The sequence below is a fragment of the Fischerella sp. genome (genome assembly GCF_013388695.1).
In the GTDB taxonomy this organism is placed as follows: domain Bacteria; phylum Cyanobacteriota; class Cyanobacteriia; order Cyanobacteriales; family Nostocaceae; genus PCC9605.
Window position 1 is genome coordinate 1 of sequence record NZ_JACAEU010000076.1, and the last position, 17,106, is coordinate 17,106.

General features: G+C 41.4%; 16 protein-coding genes and 1 tRNA gene. 9 read left to right on the plus strand and 8 right to left on the minus strand.

Annotated elements, in window-relative coordinates; genetic code table 11:
* The 7 genes from HXY43_RS10240 to HXY43_RS10270 all read left to right on the plus strand — a co-directional run.
* On the plus strand, positions 1 to 223 hold a 223-nt coding region (locus tag HXY43_RS10240; protein ID WP_290882982.1), incomplete at its 5' end, for a hypothetical protein.
* A 263-nt stretch (positions 224 to 486) separates the two neighbouring features.
* Positions 487 to 1,758, plus strand: coding sequence for a glycosyltransferase family 4 protein (locus tag HXY43_RS10245; RefSeq protein ID WP_290882984.1), 1,272 nt, complete (start codon positions 487 to 489; stop codon positions 1,756 to 1,758).
* Between the two features lie 322 nt (positions 1,759 to 2,080).
* Complete coding sequence (gene yqeK / locus HXY43_RS10250) at positions 2,081 to 2,677, plus strand: bis(5'-nucleosyl)-tetraphosphatase (symmetrical) YqeK (RefSeq protein WP_290882987.1); 597 nt, start codon at positions 2,081 to 2,083, stop codon at positions 2,675 to 2,677.
* Between the two features lie 111 nt (positions 2,678 to 2,788).
* The gene (rsfS, locus tag HXY43_RS10255; RefSeq protein ID WP_290882990.1) at positions 2,789 to 3,253 is read left to right on the plus strand and encodes a ribosome silencing factor; all 465 of its coding nucleotides are present in this window, start codon (positions 2,789 to 2,791) and stop codon (positions 3,251 to 3,253) included.
* A complete protein-coding gene (locus HXY43_RS10260) occupies positions 3,250 to 3,750 on the plus strand; it encodes a CGLD27 family protein (protein WP_026734020.1) in 501 nt (166 codons plus the stop codon). Before rsfS ends, HXY43_RS10260 begins: the two co-directional genes overlap by 4 nt.
* Positions 3,751 to 3,899: 149 nt before the next feature.
* Positions 3,900 to 4,853, plus strand: a complete 954-nt coding sequence (locus tag HXY43_RS10265) for an asparaginase (RefSeq protein WP_290882994.1) — start codon at positions 3,900 to 3,902, stop codon at positions 4,851 to 4,853.
* A 41-nt stretch (positions 4,854 to 4,894) separates the two neighbouring features.
* Positions 4,895 to 4,971: transfer RNA gene (locus tag HXY43_RS10270), tRNA-Met, on the plus strand.
* Positions 4,972 to 5,238: 267 nt separating this feature from the next.
* Here HXY43_RS10270 and HXY43_RS10275 read toward each other — a convergent pair.
* From HXY43_RS10275 to HXY43_RS10290, 4 genes are all read right to left on the minus strand, one after another.
* Positions 5,239 to 6,015, minus strand: coding sequence for an LEVG family PEP-CTERM protein (locus HXY43_RS10275; protein ID WP_290882996.1), 777 nt, complete (start codon positions 6,013 to 6,015; stop codon positions 5,239 to 5,241).
* A 679-nt stretch (positions 6,016 to 6,694) separates the two neighbouring features.
* A complete protein-coding gene (locus HXY43_RS10280) occupies positions 6,695 to 7,450 on the minus strand; it encodes an LEVG family PEP-CTERM protein (protein WP_290882998.1) in 756 nt (251 codons plus the stop codon).
* Between the two features lie 644 nt (positions 7,451 to 8,094).
* On the minus strand, positions 8,095 to 8,760 hold the full coding sequence (gene nblB / locus HXY43_RS10285) for a phycobilisome degradation protein NblB (RefSeq protein WP_290883000.1): 666 nt from the start codon (positions 8,758 to 8,760) through the stop codon (positions 8,095 to 8,097).
* A 115-nt stretch (positions 8,761 to 8,875) separates the two neighbouring features.
* A complete protein-coding gene (locus tag HXY43_RS10290; RefSeq protein WP_290883002.1) occupies positions 8,876 to 9,340 on the minus strand; it encodes a CBS domain-containing protein in 465 nt (154 codons plus the stop codon).
* A 229-nt stretch (positions 9,341 to 9,569) separates the two neighbouring features.
* Between HXY43_RS10290 and HXY43_RS10295 the strand changes: the two genes are divergently transcribed.
* The gene (locus HXY43_RS10295; RefSeq protein ID WP_290883005.1) at positions 9,570 to 10,346 is read left to right on the plus strand and encodes a class II aldolase/adducin family protein; all 777 of its coding nucleotides are present in this window, start codon (positions 9,570 to 9,572) and stop codon (positions 10,344 to 10,346) included.
* 33 nt (positions 10,347 to 10,379) lie between these two features.
* On the opposite strand, the gene HXY43_RS10300 is transcribed toward HXY43_RS10295, so the two are convergent.
* From HXY43_RS10300 to HXY43_RS10315, 4 genes are all read right to left on the minus strand, one after another.
* Complete coding sequence (locus HXY43_RS10300; RefSeq protein ID WP_290883008.1) at positions 10,380 to 11,360, minus strand: SGNH/GDSL hydrolase family protein; 981 nt, start codon at positions 11,358 to 11,360, stop codon at positions 10,380 to 10,382.
* A 392-nt stretch (positions 11,361 to 11,752) separates the two neighbouring features.
* The gene (locus HXY43_RS10305) at positions 11,753 to 13,204 is read right to left on the minus strand and encodes an S-layer homology domain-containing protein (RefSeq protein WP_290883010.1); all 1,452 of its coding nucleotides are present in this window, start codon (positions 13,202 to 13,204) and stop codon (positions 11,753 to 11,755) included.
* 84 nt (positions 13,205 to 13,288) lie between these two features.
* Positions 13,289 to 13,540 carry a TIGR02450 family Trp-rich protein gene (locus HXY43_RS10310; RefSeq protein WP_290883012.1) on the minus strand — a complete coding sequence of 84 codons (252 nt, stop codon included), beginning with the start codon at positions 13,538 to 13,540 and terminating at the stop codon, positions 13,289 to 13,291.
* A 31-nt stretch (positions 13,541 to 13,571) separates the two neighbouring features.
* Positions 13,572 to 16,097, minus strand: coding sequence for a PAS domain S-box protein (locus tag HXY43_RS10315; protein WP_290883015.1), 2,526 nt, complete (start codon positions 16,095 to 16,097; stop codon positions 13,572 to 13,574).
* 347 nt (positions 16,098 to 16,444) lie between these two features.
* On the opposite strand from HXY43_RS10315, the gene HXY43_RS10320 reads away from it, so the two are divergent.
* Complete coding sequence (locus HXY43_RS10320) at positions 16,445 to 16,918, plus strand: DoxX family protein (protein ID WP_290883017.1); 474 nt, start codon at positions 16,445 to 16,447, stop codon at positions 16,916 to 16,918.
* The last annotated feature ends 188 nt before the right edge of the window (positions 16,919 to 17,106 follow it).

A 17,106-nucleotide genomic window follows, 5' to 3' on the forward strand; every position in this document is an offset into this window, starting at 1 on the left:
GGGAGGCAAAAAGGGGTGTGGATTTTCCTCCCCCTTTATTGCCGTTGCGTTACGCCAAAGGCTAACGCACCATTCTATGTTTTTGGTGCCGTACTCTCGCCGATCGCACACCCTACGTGTACTTAGATTTTTTCAATCATCAAACCGGATTCCTATACTATACCAAGCCTGCACAGATGCAATACCGGCTTCCGCAGGCTTCGTTTGTATAGCTGCACCTTGACGAACTAACAGCTACCTATTTGCAGAACTTTTACTTACGTAAAAATACTAAATTATTACACTGATAGTGAACTTTTTTAGTAAAAAAATATATTAGTATTTCTAACTTTACTGATATTAATTTTTACGCAATCTTTAAGGGTAAATGACTGACATTAAGAACATCCAAAGAGAAAATTCAAATAGAAGCATACTCTTTGCAAAGCAATTTTTGATACCAGCTTAGGAATAAAAAAAGACCGAGGTTCTTCTGACTACTTTGATATGCGGATATTAATTTACTCTTACAACTACTATCCAGAACCAATAGGTATAGCTCCCCTAATGACTGAATTAGCAGAGGGACTCGTCAAGCGAGGACATCAAGTGCGTGTGGTAACTGCTATGCCCAACTACCCAGAACGTCGTATCTACGAGGGGTATAGAAAGAAGTTATATTTGACTGAATTGAAAAATGGCGTACAAATCCAACGCAGTTATGTTTGGATTCGTCCGCAACCGAACCTAATAGATCGAGTGTTGCTTGATGCCAGCTTTGCGATCACCAGTTTTCTACCAGCCTTGACGGGTTGGCGTCCCGATGTGATTCTTGCAACCTCGCCGTCTTTACCAGTTTGTGTACCAACTGCACTGTTGGGATGGTTACAAGGTTGCCCTGTAGTGTTAAATCTGCAAGATATATTACCAGAAGCAGCTATTCACGTCGGTATACTCAAAAACCAACTCTTGATTAAAGCGTTTACAGCATTAGAAAAATTTGCCTACCGCACTGCTACCAAAATTAGCGTTATTGCCGATGGGTTTGTGGAAAACTTGCAAGCTAAAAATGTAGAAGCTAGCAAAATTGTGCAAATTCCTAATTGGGTTGACGTCAATTTCATTCGTCCCTTGCCAACAGAAAACAACACTTTTCGCGCCGCCCATAACCTGAATGACAAATTTGTAATCTTATATTCTGGTAATATTGCCCTTACCCAAGGTTTGGAAACCGTTGTCAAAGCTGCTTCTGCATTACGGCATATTCCAGATATTGCTTTTGTCATCGTTGGAGAAGCAAAAGGTTTACAAAGATTGCAACAAGAATGCCAAAACTGTGGTGCAGATAATGTTTTGCTACTACCTTTTCAACCGCGTGAAAAATTGCCGGAAATGTTGGCAGCTGCTGATGTTGGTTTGGTAGTGCAAAAGAAAAATGTTATATCCTTTAATATGCCATCGAAAATTCAAGTGCTACTTGCAAGCGGTCGGGCATTGGTTGCATCTGTACCCGAAAATGGCACAGCAGCAAGAGCAATTAAACAAAGTGGTGGTGGAGTTATCGTTCCTCCAGAAGATCCCAACACTCTAGCTAATGCAATCTTGGACTTATATAAACATCCAGAAAAAGTCAAGACTCTTGGCTATAACAGTCGCCAATATGCTGTTGAGCAATATGCCTTCGATCAGGCTCTAAATCATTATGAGTCTTTGTTCTACACAGTCACATCAGATAGCCCAGCAATTGGATCGACAATAGTATCAAAACAAGAAGTTTGATTTTTGGTACATAAATAGGGTGCTAGGTTAGTACGAGCTAGGATTGATTGCAAACAAACATTGTTTTAAAAAATAGTTTGAAAAATTTTGAGCCTGTATCTGACTCCAGTCGGTGCAGGCTCAATCTTCTTTACATCTCTCAGTAATCAGGACAGCTTGGAGAGAAGAAAGCTAGGTTAGTTAAAATAAGAATAAGAATTGACTACTGGGTGGGTATGAAGAAAACTCTTTTTCAAATTCACTGAGTTCTTAATCCATTAGTTGCTAGTTTCCTTAAAAATACTTTTAGTTCCAAAATCTTCTATTTGGATGTTCAGCCATTATGCGCCAAAAAGTCTTAGCTTGGTTAGCAGAGAATGTTCCAGTTTCGCGGATCAACCATATTCTCGGGGTCGAGCAAATGGCAGTCGATCTTGCTGAGCATTACAATTTGGATCGAGAAAAAGCTGCTATGGCTGGGCTGATGCATGATTTGGCAAAATATTTTCATCCGCAAAAACTCTTGCAGATGGCAGAGGTTGCAGGGCTGGAAGTAGATGAGGTGATGGCAGCAACTCCCCATCTTTTGCACGCAGATGTCAGCGCTATCGTCGCAAGAGATACATTTGGCGTAGAAGATGAAGAAGTATTACAGGCGATCGCCAATCACACTTTGGGTAGACCAGGCATGAGTCCACTCTCGTGTATCGTGTTCTTAGCAGATACTCTAGAACCAGGACGGGGTGACTCAGCCCAATTGCAGAACTTGCGAAAACTTAGCAGTGAACATCTTGAGAAGGCTGTTTGGTTGACCTGCGATTACACTTTCCAATTTTTGCTCTTAAGCCCTTGTTTAATTCATCCACGAGCGATCGCCACTCGCAATTGGTTCTTGCAAAAGTCGAAAGCTAAACAACCAATTCTTCAAACAATCCCATAGACTCCTGTTTTTTTGTTAGTATTCAAAAAAACCAGTTGATACAGTTGCAATTTAATAGTCATTTGCCAGTAATTGTAAAAAATTCTCAAAACAGAAAGCAGCTGAGGTTTAATGTCTGATTACTTCCAAGCACACTTCCCATTACAATCAATCGCTGTAAAACAAAGTGCGGCAAGAAGCTCACAAATTGATGACAACGACGAAACGACTGCACAAATAGCCGCAACCATAGCTGAGGCAGCATCAGACCGGAAAGCAGGTGATATTTTATTGCTAAAGGTAGCTGATGTATCTTATCTTGCGGATTATTTTTTGGTGATGACAGGCTATTCCAGAGTGCAGGTAAGAGCGATCGCCGATGCAGTAGAAGAAAAAGTACAACAAGAGTGGCAACGGCGTCCCTTACGTGTAGAAGGAAAAGCTGAGGGAACTTGGGTATTGCAAGACTACGGCGATGTGATTGTTCACATAATGATGCCAAAAGAGCGCGAGTTCTATAATTTAGAAGCGTTCTGGGGTCACGCAGAACATGTCGAGTTTCCAAGATCCGATGATGGTGGGGGTAAGCCAACATGATCAAGTCCTCGGTCTCAAATTGCCCAGTACCCGTTGAACAACAACCGCTGAATGAGTACGAAGAGTTAAAATCTTCTTGGTTATTTCGTGATTGCATCTTAAATTGGCGTGAATATATCACAAAAATAGGTTGGATTTGGGGTATTACTTGGCTGGTAGCAGCACCAGTAGCAGCCGCAAGCTTTCCCCCACACAAACACATAGCACAGTTTATTCTCTCTGGTGCCGCCGGAGCGAGTATAGGTTTAATACTCGTATTGCTAAGGTTATATTTAGGCTGGTCTTATGTGCAGGATCGCCTAGCCAGCCCGATTATCTTTTATGAAGAGTCAGGCTGGTATGATGGTCAAACTTGGACAAAACCGCAAGAAGTGCTAACCCGCGATCGCTTAATTGTCACCTACCAGATCAAACCAATCATCAAACGATTACAAATTACATTTGCTGGCTTGGCTGTGTTGTTCGTTGCTGGTACGATAGTTTGGCACTTAGTTTAAATGGTCATTAGTCATTTGTCATTGGTCAATGGTTAGTAGTTGGTGGTTGGTAGTTGTTTGGGGAACAAACAACTACCAACAAACAACAAACAACAAACAACTGGCAAATGACAAATGACAAATAACAAAATAACTATAGATAATCACCCATGACAATGGGAAAACGAACTCAAGCCACTGCACTAGAAGTTAGATTGCTGCGCGAAGGCATTATTGAATCAAGGCATATAGTCCAAGCCGTTGTCAGTGATGAACGAGGACGGGTGCTGTCGGTTGCAGGCAATGCTGAAACTGCCACCTTTGTCCGTTCAGCGCTCAAACCATTTCAGGCTCTTGCTGTTACTAGCACTGGGACTTTGGAACGGTATGAGCTTAGCGATCGCGACTTAGCAATTATCACTAGTTCTCATAAAGGCACAATCCAGCATGTGCGACAGGCCTTTAATATCCTTTGGCGAGCCGATGTTGATCCTTCCGCACTCCAATGTCCAATTCCTGAAGGCAAGCGCAGTCCCCTAGAATACAATTGTTCTGGTAAACACGCCGGAATGCTAGCTGTTTGTCAGCAATGCAATTGGTCTTTGAATAATTACTTGCAGCGCAAACACCCCGTACAGCAGCTGATCATAACTAAGGTAGCTGAATTGCTGAAAATGCCAGCCGAGGAATTTATCAGCGCTCACGATGACTGTGGCGCACCTACTTACTTAATGCAACTCGCGCAAATGGCGTATTTGTATGCTCAGCTAGCTTCTCGCAGTAATTTGGACATGGAGCGAATTGTCAGAGCTATGACTCATCACCCTGTTATGGTAGCAGGAGAAGGAGAATTTGATACAGAACTGATGCGTTTAACTCCGGGAGAACTGGTAAGTAAATCTGGAGCCGAAGGAGTACAGTGCATTGGCAGACTTGGTGAAGGTATGGGACTGGCAATTAAAGTCATAGATGGAGCAAAGCGAGCAAAACATGCTGCTGCCATTTACTTGCTCCAGCAGATGGGCTGGATGAGTCCCAGTGTTGCCGAAGTCTTGTCAGAAAAGTTTATGAGCTTGGGTAAATACAAACGTTTAGAAGTAATTGGAGAATTATCACTTTTGTAGTTGCAAATTTTCTGGCTTTGCTGTTATACTGTAAAAGACAACGCGGGATAGAGCAGCCTGGTAGCTCGTCGGGCTCATAACCCGAAGGTCGATGGTTCAAATCCATCTCCCGCCACCAATTTAGTTAAGGAAAATCCCTGCACTCGATAAAGATTGCGGGGGTTTCTGTTTAATTAACTGATAAGCTTTCAGGCTCAAGCCCTTGTCATTACCCACATTTTTTCAAAAACGCGATCGCTCTAAAAACTCAGATTCCACAACCCTAATTCTTTCATGGTAAATCTCAATCAATATCAATAAATGAGAATGAAAAAGGACTATACGAGCAAAGCCTGCATAGGCAGGCTTTGCGTGTGTAATTTGTTTTAGAGAATTGGTATCAGCTTTAACCTGCTTGTAATACCTTTTTACGTTGACGCAAACCAAACATACCAGCTACTGCCAAAACACCTAAGCCTACGGTGGTTCCTGCTTCCGGTACTGCTTTTGAAGTATTTATTGCTGATAAGCTGACACCATCACCACTTGCCTGGAACTTAGGAGTATAACCACTACCCAACTGCACCACAAAAGACTGCACGTTGGTCAGTGTCAACCTTTGGATACTGTTATTTGCATTTTTTGCAAGCGGTTGCAACATCATATCAGTAACTTGCTGCCCATTGATTTCTAAGATGCCAGTGCCTATATCTTCAATGTCAAACAAATCTAGCGTAATTTCTTCATATTTTTTATCGAATTCAAACAGGAAGCGACCAACTTCTAATTGACCTTGTTCAGGCAATTTACCATCTTCTTTGATCACTACAGGGCGCAACCAAAATTGATTAAGTGCTGTGTTAGTACCTGCATCTTGTGTTCCAAATTTAATTGTCAAACCTTGTCCTTGATAAGTGTTACTAGTGCTTCTGTTATCAATAAACAATCGACTTAGCCCATATTTTGGTGATTTATCATCAGAGTCAAATTCCAAACTTGTGACTTTGTAACCTAATGAAGTTGTATCAATACATTTACTTGGATCGAGACATGTGAGATTTGTCTTGATTTCACCTTCTGTGGTAGGAATAATAGAAGCAGCATGAGCAGCAGGCATACCAGCAGCTAAACCTAAGCCCAAAACTGTTCCCGTAATTGTTGCTAAAAATTTCAACTGACGCATAATTCCCCTTCTGCAAACTTTGATTGCTGAAATAGTCAAAAAAAGACCTTTATCATTGATGCCTCTCTAAGCTAATAGATTGCTTTCTGAATTCGGTAGTCTAAAACAGCAGAATTTATGTAATCTTTATTTACAGAGAAAAAAGTAATTTTTATCCGCAAAAATGCGATATTTATACGTATTTATAACAATTAACTCAAACTAAATATTGAAGTTTGAATTCAGCAAAATCTGATTGTAATTCAGATCTGGAATACCAGATATTTTTAAATAAAGTTCGTGGTATTTACGTAGATTCACTACTCATTTCAATATTCCATATAAAAAAATTGAGTAGAGTGGAGTATCTAAGCTAAAAGGCATTTAATTTGCATTCTCAAAAAAATCAAACTCTTGTGGGGTGGGCGTCTCGCCCGCCCTGATTATGCAACTTAAATGCACATCAGCTTAACTGCTGTAATTAGCGACTCTGTCTACTCAATTAAATTTAAGAGAAGGGGATTTATACTGAATAATAAATGTAGAAGCCCTGATTTTTTATCTGATTACATCATTGATTAGATTTAAATATCAGTGATTCACCGTTCTAATTATGGTGGATTCAGAAGTTCGTAGTCATGACTTTAGTCCTTTAAGATTCAATGTCTAAAGTGCTGACTACGAACCTATGAGCTTATTGTTAAGCTGCTGGCACACTTTTTTTACGTTGCCGTAAACCAAACATACCTACTACTGCTAAAGCCCCTAAGCCAAGGGTTGATGCTGGTTCAGGTACACTGACTTGCAAATTTACACCATCGCCAGTCTTTTTGAACTTACTATTGGGACCAGGTTTACCTAGTTGTACTACAAATGAACTTACATTATTGAGTGTTAAGGATTGGATACCATTATTAGATCCCGCAGGTAGCAGCTGTGTAAACGGGTTTCCATTAACTGCTAAAATGCCGCTAAAATTAGCATCTTCTACATCCAAAAAATCTAGAGTTACTTCAGAAACTGCTTGCTTAAATTGAAACAGGAATTTACCAACTTCTAACTGACCTCCTTCAGCTGGAGTACCATCAGCTAGGTAAGCTACAGGACGTAACCAATATTCATTTAAAGGTGGATTTGTACCTGCATCCAGGGTTTTGAATTTAATTCCAAAACCCCAATCATTTGCAGTGTTTCTGTTATCTACAAACAAACGGCTGAGTCCATATTGTGGGTTCAAACCATCAAAATCATATGCCAAACTTGTCACTGTGTAATCCATTGAAGTCGTATCGAGACAAGTTACGCTACCACCCAAACAAGTAATATTTGTGAGTCCAACTTCTCCTTCCTGCTGGGGAACTAGAGAAACGGCATGTGCAGATGACATAGCAGAAGCAACACCTAATCCAACTGTAAATGCTACTAGTGTTTTTGCTAAAGTAGATAATTTATGCATGACTTCCTTGAGATAAACTACGGATTTTTTCGGGTATTAGATGCAAACTTTGATGTTTGTTTTGTTTTTCAACATATCCGTATGTTATTTCCGTATCCGAGTTTTTGTCATCCAAAAACTAGAACATTTACTGCTTCTTGATGTTGCTGAAAAGTTTAGGAAAAATACTTACATATATAAGTAATAAATAATACATTTTATGGATAAAAAGTAACTAAAAAGGTAAAAGTAAAGAGATTATTTATGATATTGCTTGCTTAAATTAAAAATTTGCGTGGATTTATTTACGAAAAATATATATTTAAACAAAGATTTTTAATGAAGATGTATTTTCTCTACAACACACATTCTCGTTGACATTTACATTTCTCGCCTTTTTTGTCACAAAAAAGCGGCTCACGAATTAAGCGATCGCGAACCGCCAGATTTTCGCTTCACCAAACCAAGCTATCCCAATAACCTCGACTAATACTGGAATACCTTATACCAAGTTGCGTTCAGACATAGCAATAGTAATTCGTGCCCTCTCCCCTTCCCCTCTCCCAATTTGGGAGAGGGGAAGGGGAGAGGGAAGTACTATCTTTGACTGCAACTTAGTATCAGTAGATTTCTGAGGTGCAAGCAATGTAAAACCCGGAATATGCTTAGAGGTTGTTTAAAGATTTTTTTGCTTCGGTTGCAACGGCCTCTACTTCATCATTCACCAAAGTTTCTAGTATTGTTTTGGCTTCTGCGCCTCCTAGGCGATTTAGAGCTTGCACAACTCTATAGCGGATTTGCCAATCTGGATTAGTGGCATAGGGAGTTAACAGCGGAATTGCTTGTGTATCTCCTAGATCTCCAAAAGAACTAATGGCAGCAGTTTTTACTAACTCATTGTCTGAGGAAAGTGCCTGTCTCAGTAAGTCAAAAGAACGCGGATCGCCCAACTCTCCCAAGGTAGCAATGATACTGAATTGGACTATCCATTCGTTGCTTGTTTGGTAAAGGTTTTGTAAATCTTCAAAAGCTGCGCTTAGTTTCAAAGCGCCCAAACAGTCTGCTGCTGCTGCTTGCACGTCCGGTTCCGGATCGTTAAGCAAGCGATCGCGCAATATACTCAACGATAAATCTAAATTTTGTCCGCCCAACGTATCGAACTGACTCACAGCTGAGTAGCGTACGCGGGAATTGCTGTCATTAATAGCGTTTTGAATTAACTCAAAACCAATTGTTGGTTCCAGTTCGCGGATTTGATTCACTGCTCGCAAGCGATCGCCTAAATCCTCGGAAATCAGCAATTGCTTCACAGATTCAGGATTAACACTCATTTATTTATCTCACTTTTTAAAAGTCAAGAGTCAAGGGTCAAGGGTCAAGGGTCAAGAGTCAATGGTCAATAGTCAATCAATTTTGAACTATGGACTTTTGACTCTGGACTCTGGACTAATCTTGACTTGCTGCCATTGCTCGAATAATATCACCACGGGTGAGAATACCAATGACCTGACCCTCGCTGTCAAGTACTGGTAAGCGATGGACATTGCGATCATTCATGATTTTGGCAGCTTCTCTTAATGGTTTGTCGGGAGAAATGGTAATGGGATTTTTACTCATGACTTCCCCAACAGTTTGCCCGAGTGCTTTGTGCAGATCGCGTTCGTATGTAGCAGGATTTTTCAAATAGATCACGCTATCAAGAAACATGATATATGCCGGAGGCGTAACACCAGTTTCTTGCCACATCAAGTCAGTTTCTGAGATAATGCCTACCAACTTACCGGCGTTATCTACAACAGGTAGCCCACTGATGCGTCTTTCTGCCAAAGTTTGGATAGCTTCCTTCAGAGGAGTTTCAGGTCGGACAACAATCGGGTCACGACTCATTACGTCGGCAACGGTTTTAGGCATTTGCTTTGCTGATACCTTTGATCAACCACTCTGGGATTATTGTAGAAAATTGCTGGTCTTCACCGGAATAGTTTAATACATCGTTACTCTTGAAAATTTTCTTGTGTTATTTGTTCTTTGTCATTTTCTTTAATTATCTTGCTTGAATCACTGGTTATGATTCCACATAAGTATACTCAGAGATATATAAGCTTTTTAATCCTGACCCTCATAATACCAGGTGGGCATCATGCAAGCTATCTCTATTGACAAGCCCAATCTTCCCCAACCTCCGAGCTTTACCGAACCTGAAGAAGAACGCCTGCATCGCAAGCAGCGCCTAGCAGCAGCATTCCGCCTGTTTTCTCGCTTTGGGTTTGATGAAGGTATTGCAGGTCATATCACCGCCCGCGATCCAGAACAGTTCGATTGCTTCTGGGTAAACCCCTTCGGAATGCACTTTAGTTTAATTCGGGTCAGCGACTTGATTTTAGTGAACCAGCACGGTGATGTCATAGAAGGCGATCGCCCAGTCAACCAAGCAGCTTTTGCCATTCATTCCCAAGTCCATGCAGCCCGTCCCGATGTGGTAGCAGCAGCTCACGCTCATTCACTCTATGGTAAAAGTTGGTCTAGTCTAGGTCGCCAGCTCGATCCCCTCACCCAAGACGCCTGTGCTTTCTATGAAGACCACAGCCTATTTGATGACTATACGGGGGTAGTTCTGGAACCAGAAGAGGGTAGACGCATTGCCCAAACTTTAGGCAACAATAAAGCAGTCATTCTCAAAAACCACGGCTTGCTCACCGTTGGTCACTCAGTTGATGAGGCAGCATGGTGGTTCATCACAATGGAACGCACCTGTCAAGCCCAGTTACTAGCAGAGGCAGCTGGTAAACCTCAGCTCATTAAACATGAAAATGCAAGTCTGGCAAACACTCAAGTAGGTTCCCATTATATGGGTTGGTTTAGTTTTCAACCTTTATACGAAATGATTGTGCGGCAAGAACCGGATTTGTTGGAGTAAGCGTCGACTGTTTTTATTTGCGTTTGAGCACTGTTAGTGCTTCAAAAGCTCCGAATGCCAAGATTGCTGATGTTGCCAAGGTTTGGGTAGAGACTGAGTATTCAGTGCTGAGAGTGCTGATTCTGCTATGACACTGTGAACTCGTGTTGTGGGATGTACGCCGTCCCAGAATAAGTAATCGTTTGGGTTAGGACATACACTAAAATTACCTTGTGCTATGTCATTTAAGGTGCCTACTAAACAAGCATTGGTGACATTGGTCAAACCAAACTCGCTAGGAGTAGCTTGTACCCGATTAAATAGGGAATTAATATCAATAGGAATGATATTAACGCCAGGGATTGAGCTAAGATTACCCAAAGCTGCTGCCAATAGTTTGTTATGTTTTTGGCTTAAAGCAGTTAGTTGACTGGAATTTTCTTGACCTGATGTAAAAGGAATCTTGCCCAAATCTGGTAAGTTAGCCACCATAATATTTTTAGCACCAGCTATAGCAAGTAATGCTACTGAGGTTGATAAATTAGCGATTGGTTTGCTAACGTCGGTAACATTACCAAATATATAATCATTTCCACCTCCCCAGACGATATAAAGTGCCTCTGGGTCAGCCTGCTGATTGTTTTCTCTCAAAGATTGCATAAATAAGCCGACTTGCCCCAGTACTCCTGGCAATTGTGCTTCAGGAAATAAGGTATTACTCAAGCCAGAACTAGATCCACCAAAGGCATAATTAATACCATCAGTAGGAGTATTATCTTGTAAATCAGTAACTAAAGTTGGCGTTAACCCTAGTTTGTCGCCAATATATTCCACCCATACCTTTCCATTAGACAAATGCCCTTCAAAATAGGGTGGACTAGTTGGTATTTGGGATTGTGTAGCGTTGTAGAGATTGCCAGCATCGGAAAGACTATCGCCAAATACGTAAATTTTACTAATATTTGTAGCCCAAGATTTCAGTGGAGACATCAAAGATATAAGAAAAAATCCTACCGCGACAAGTTTTTTTTTCATGCAGAATATACCCCTGCTGTTTTGGTTGTTCTCAAGGAAAATCAGGTATTTTGCAGGCAGAGCAACTTAGTATTTTTGCTATTTCAAAACAAGCTTGGCGAAGATTTTTTACGCGATTAATCGCAAAACCACTGGTAAGTGTATCATGATAAAATCAAGTAAAATTTCAGTCAAAGTATATCTTTATCAATTTTTTATAAAAAACCAATTAGTTACAAATAAACTGTAAAGCTTTAATATTAAAAATCTGTAGAGTGGGCAATGGCAACTCTAATGCAGTGAAAGGGACTGGGGATTGGGGATTGGGAATTGGGGAGAAAACCTATGCCCTTTGCCTAATGCCCGATGCCCCCCAGTAACCAGTAAGGTTTCATATTTAAAGGAAATTCGTATTACTGCGATCGCGTTAACTTTAAGGCATCAGTTGCTGATATTCCCTCGCCTTGAGAACCGAAGTACCACAACACCGCAGCAGCTTCAGCCCGAGTCACTGGTTTTTTTGGCTGGAAAAGCGTTGTATAGCCAAACACCCGACGAATATTCGATTGTTCTCCATTCTGGAAATCTGCTAATACAGCTCGTAACGCTTTAGGGTCAATTTTCCCTACATCTTGAAAGCCCCAGGTTTGTTTAACTGCATCTATGTTGGCAGCAGGCAAAGCTTGGCGGGTATCCAGAGGTACTTTCCACAGCAGCAATTGCTCTCGTGTCACTGGCGCATCGGGACGAAACAAAACTTGTGTGGAATCACCAGACAAAGAACTGGGAATTAATCCTGCTTCAGCTAATCCCTGAATGGCTGAAAAATCGGGATCTGTTTTCGATACATCCTGGAAAGCTGGTTGAGAACTTTCCGATCCCAAGCGGATCTGCTTAGATGGACTGTTGGCATGCATAGCATTATTGGCAGCCACTAGCCAACGAGCATATTCTCGCCGAGTAATATTTTTATTGGGTTCAAACTGGCTGGTTGTGGTACTAGTAGGATTGCTCTTATTAGCACTTGGTTCTACAGATAAAACACCCAATGCAGCCACATCTTGGATGTATTTCTGCAATTCTTGCGGTGCTTTGTTCAAGTCGTTAAATTCCTGCGCTTCAGATACGGCTGTAGCGTTATTGGTATTAGATGTCGGATTTGGCTGTGTAGAACTATTGGTATTAGACGTGTCGCTTGGCTGTGTTGTCTCCTGTTGTGGTTGCACAGGCCCAACAAACTGCGAATCGCCTGGTTGAGGAGCAGTATTGTTATTGTTAGTAATTTGGGTACTAGGTGTTGGGCTAGCTTGTGCTGTGGTTGTAGTGTTTGGTTGGTATTCAATTTGTAATTCGGTAGCCGTCTGTGGCTGATTGGGTGAGGCGTTGGTAACTGATTTAGGTTGAATAGAAACCTTCACCTGTAAATCATTGCGTTGCGCTTCAAAAGTGCCTGCTTGATCGTCTGTTGGCTGTTGAGAAATCTGCCAGTTATTTGCTTGAAACTGGCTGCGATAGAAACTAGCTATAAAATTACTGGGGTCAGAACTCAGCCAGCGAGTTGATACTCTGTTGTCTGAATCACTGGCAGGAGTAACTTCCTGTAGTTGAGCGTTGTTATATATTGGAATATCTTTAGGAAAATCAGCTGGCAACTGAACAGTCGCCTGGCTTGGTTCGTTTTGATTTTGGCGATCGCTATTAGGAGTCTGATTGGCACCAAAAATCACCGGGTTGTCTTTTAGCCTAGAATCTGCTGCCAAAGACTGCTCAAGGTTTTTGCCAATATTACTATTGGCACAGGCTGTTAGGGAGGTGAGCAAAACTGCCAAACTAATAAAGACAGCTGAACGTTGAAAGTACAGCACAGTAAATCAAAAAAATTGAGTGTCAATTCCTACGCTAGCGCAGACAGTCATCTAAAGGTTGAAGTATGAAAATAAAATACGGGCTTAGCCTTTAGCCTCTAGTAATTCGATTTCTTGCAACAATTGCCAACCGGGATGCCACAGGGAACGGTCTTGCAATAATTTGGCGTTGATCCAAAAGCGTACATTGGGGTCGCAGGAAGCAACCATTTCGGCGTATACCCACTTACCTTGATTTTTACGGTTGACAACCTGGAAGTGTCGCCAGCCATCTACTTTTTGTTGTGCAGTCCACTTAGAACCAACGAGGTAAGGAAATTTTTGTTTTTTGGTCATTGGTCATTTGTAGTTAAAGTCTTATCTTAAATTAGGTTGCTAGAGGTAGAGTTAACCAAAAAGTGACTCCGCACTTACGGTTACTGATGACACTAATTTCACCGCCGTGTGCTTTAATAATTTGCTGACAAAGATACATTTTTAAGCCGATGCATGTAGAAAAACGGGCTTGAGGATCGCGCACTTGTAGCTCAAACAGGCGATCGCACTCCAGCTTGCTCATGGGAGTACCATTGTGTTGAATGGTACAACGAATCATATCTGCTTCCACTTTGGCAGAGAGTTTCAGGTTTAACCCTGGTGGGTTGTTTTGCAAAACATGAGTAAATAAATTTACAAAGACTTTATGTAACTTTGCTGCATCGGCGAATACTAATGGTAAATCTTCAGGAACCAATATCTTCAGTTGAGCTTGATTTTGCACTAGCATTGGTTCCACTTCTTTAAAAATTGTCTCTAAAAGAGTATTAAATTTGACTACTTCTCGATGAAGGATAATTCCCTCTACTTCGCTCGAATGAATTTCTAGTAATGAGTCAATCATCAGTAACTGACGATCGTTTCCTTGAATCATACGCTCGATAATTGAGCGAGGAACGGAAAGAAAAGAGGGGGAGATGGGGAAGGGGAGGCCCCCACTTTGTGAGGATAAGGGGCAATGGGGAGATGGGGAAGACAAGGGAGAGTTATCCTTATGTCCTAGTCCCTCACTTTTAAGCATATTCTGTAGCACCATTAAGTTACCAATCACCGCAGTTCGCAAATCGTGGGAAATGGTGTGTAAAACTACATCTTTTACTCGGTTAATTTCTTGCAGTTCTTGCATTTTCTGCTGTAACTGCGCGGTACGTTCTTCTACTTGGCGTTCTAAATTCGTGTTTAATTGTTCTAATTCTTGGTAGAGTTGCGCTTGCTGGATGGCAATAGCTAGCTGTTCTGACATTTGTTGGAGTAAATCAATTTCCATTTGTTGCCAATGACGCGGTTCGCTGCAAGAATTGACAATTAATGCTCCAAACAATTCTTTGCCCAGCATAATTGGTACAGCTAAGCTAGCTCTGGTCTGAAATTGTTGATAGAGCGCTGCTAGTTTGGGAGACACTGTCATCTGGGTGATATCTTCAACTAAACGCACTCTGTTAGTTACAAGCTGTGTTTTCAATTCTTGCAAAAGAGTGCGATCGCAGATCTTCGACTCCAATACTGATGGGTTTTTTGGGTCTACAGATTCGGCAATAATTCTGCATAAGGTATGGGTATCATTCACAGCAACAAATACCCTATCTACTTGCAAAAATTGCCGAACTTCGTTTACAGTAGTTTGCAAAATTTGGTTGAGGTTGAGTGACTGCCGAATTCGCACTAGCGTTTCTGCCAACAAGCGATCGCGCTGGGAAGACAGGTGCAGTAATTTCTCTGCTTGCTTGCGTTCGGTGATGTCGTGACTAACTGCTAACAGGCACGGAATACCATCTAAATCTATAACTTCTGCTGAAAGTTGTACTAAAATCACCTCGCCAGATTTCTTACGAAATTCAAGCTCATAGTTGCGAATAGCTCCTTCAAGTTCTAACTTCTGCAATAATTTGGCGCGATCGCTCTCGTTTACCCAAATATTCAACTCAAACGCAGTCCGGCCAATAGCTTCTGAGCGTTCGTAACCCGTGAGTTGTACAAAACTGTCGTTTACTTCTATGTAGCGTCCTTCTTTGAGTGTGCTGATCGTGATGGGATCGGGACTACAACGAAAAGCTTTAGAAAACTTTTGAGCGAGATGTTGCACCGCAGCTTCTGATTGTTTACGTTCGGTAATGTCTCGGACAATTGCTAATACTTCGTCTTCACCGCTTTTTACCAACCGCGCCTCATAATCTCGCATTCCTGAAGGCGTTGGCAATTGGTATTCGCAAGTTTGTAAAGTGTTAGCATCCAGAGTTTTAGCGATCGCCTCTTGGTTAATACAAGCTACATCTGGGGGCAGTATATCTCGCAAACTTTTACCCACAATATCTTCTAATGCACCTTCACCTTTAAAATCTAAGTATTCACCATCACGGCTAATGCGAAACATCATATCGGGAATAGCATGTAAAATTGCTTTATATCGCGCCTCACTCTGACGCAATTTTTCCTCCGCCAGTTTCCGGTCTGTAATATCCATCAGCAACCCATCCCAAACCATGTCACCGTTAGCTTGTTTGTCTGGACGAGAAGCAGCCTGCACCCATTTGAGTTTACCACTAGGGGTGATGATGCGACCTTCCCAATGCCAAGGTTCGAGTGTGGCACACGAATTAGCAACAGATTCTGCAAAGGCTTTCGTATCTTCTGGATGAATAAGTTTATAGAGTACCTGAAAATCTTTTTGCACAACTTCTGGTTCTAATTCATACAGTTCTCTACAGCCAGAACTGGCATAAAGCACGCTCTGAGAACCATCTTGCCGCTGTAAAAATTGAAAAATCATCCCAGGAATGTTGGCAGCAATTTTTTCGAGCAGTGACAATTCTTGTTGTTGAAAATCAGATGTATGCAGTGCTTTCACAATTTCATTCACTCTTTAATTCTTATATATAAAAAAAAGTAACTGATAGGTAGCAACAAATAATAAATAGACTTTTTACAAAATTTTAAGTAGAGGTAAGGGTTAAAATTTAAATATCTTCCACTTTTAGGGTAGATTCTGCCGGGTGCAGCCGTATTCACCCAGTTGGGTGAATCAATTGTATGAAGATAATTTCACAATAAATAGATGTGCGCGATCGCCAACTCCATCGTTACGAAATTTCCGGCGTTGCTAGAATTCAATTGCATTTATTGATACAGCATCAAGAGCTAACTTCAGATAGACGTACAAGGGCACAGCAATATCTACCATTTGACAAGTGTTTTCTCTGTATTCCTATGTCTTTTGTGCCTAAGTTAGATCATCACCGCAAAGAAATTCTCCGTGGTGTTCTTGCCGTGTCTATCATCATTGTCGGCATTACCCATTTTCTTAGACCGGATCAATACGCCCGCATTGTACCGCCACCATTTCCACCGTTGGCATCTGTTTATATTAGTGGGTTATTTGAGATTCTGGGTAGCATTGGTTTAATGATTCCATTTGTCAGTGTGGCAGCAGCATGGGGGCTAATTGCCTTATTTATTGCTGTGTTTCCTGCCAACATTTACATGACTTTGCACAACATCAAGATTGAGGGAATTCCGCACAATCAATTGCTTTATTGGGTAAGACTGCCCTTCCAAGCGGTATTCATTGCCTGGGCATACTGGTATACTCGCAAACCAGAGACACAACTAGGAGCATCGGAAGTCGTTAAAAATGTAGAAAATTCATTCCCCAAAAGCGATACTCCTTACAGCCAATCCTGAGAAAATTATGGCGATCGCCCTCCGGCTGTCGCCTCCTAGATTGCGATCGCAGACAAATAATATAGTTTGTGGCGTTGCTGAATTTGGTCATGAATTATGTGTGCATACATTTTTGTAGTTCGATGCCAAATCATTGTAGAGACGTAGCAATGCTACGTCTCTACATACCCGTGAATTGTAAATTCATA

Coding starts and splice junctions, on each gene's coding strand:
- HXY43_RS10310 (WP_290883012.1), bottom strand. CDS start 13,540: ATGACCAAAAAACAAAAATTTCCTTACCTCGTTGGTTCTAAGTGGACT.
- yqeK (WP_290882987.1), top strand. CDS start 2,081: ATGCGCCAAAAAGTCTTAGCTTGGTTAGCAGAGAATGTTCCAGTTTCG.
- HXY43_RS10290 (WP_290883002.1), bottom strand. CDS start 9,340: ATGCCTAAAACCGTTGCCGACGTAATGAGTCGTGACCCGATTGTTGTC.
- HXY43_RS10260 (WP_026734020.1), top strand. CDS start 3,250: ATGATCAAGTCCTCGGTCTCAAATTGCCCAGTACCCGTTGAACAACAA.
- HXY43_RS10280 (WP_290882998.1), bottom strand. CDS start 7,450: ATGCATAAATTATCTACTTTAGCAAAAACACTAGTAGCATTTACAGTT.
- HXY43_RS10295 (WP_290883005.1), top strand. CDS start 9,570: ATGCAAGCTATCTCTATTGACAAGCCCAATCTTCCCCAACCTCCGAGC.
- HXY43_RS10300 (WP_290883008.1), bottom strand. CDS start 11,360: ATGAAAAAAAAACTTGTCGCGGTAGGATTTTTTCTTATATCTTTGATG.
- HXY43_RS10320 (WP_290883017.1), top strand. CDS start 16,445: ATGTCTTTTGTGCCTAAGTTAGATCATCACCGCAAAGAAATTCTCCGT.
- HXY43_RS10245 (WP_290882984.1), top strand. CDS start 487: ATGCGGATATTAATTTACTCTTACAACTACTATCCAGAACCAATAGGT.
- HXY43_RS10275 (WP_290882996.1), bottom strand. CDS start 6,015: ATGCGTCAGTTGAAATTTTTAGCAACAATTACGGGAACAGTTTTGGGC.
- HXY43_RS10265 (WP_290882994.1), top strand. CDS start 3,900: ATGACAATGGGAAAACGAACTCAAGCCACTGCACTAGAAGTTAGATTG.
- nblB (WP_290883000.1), bottom strand. CDS start 8,760: ATGAGTGTTAATCCTGAATCTGTGAAGCAATTGCTGATTTCCGAGGAT.
- rsfS (WP_290882990.1), top strand. CDS start 2,789: ATGTCTGATTACTTCCAAGCACACTTCCCATTACAATCAATCGCTGTA.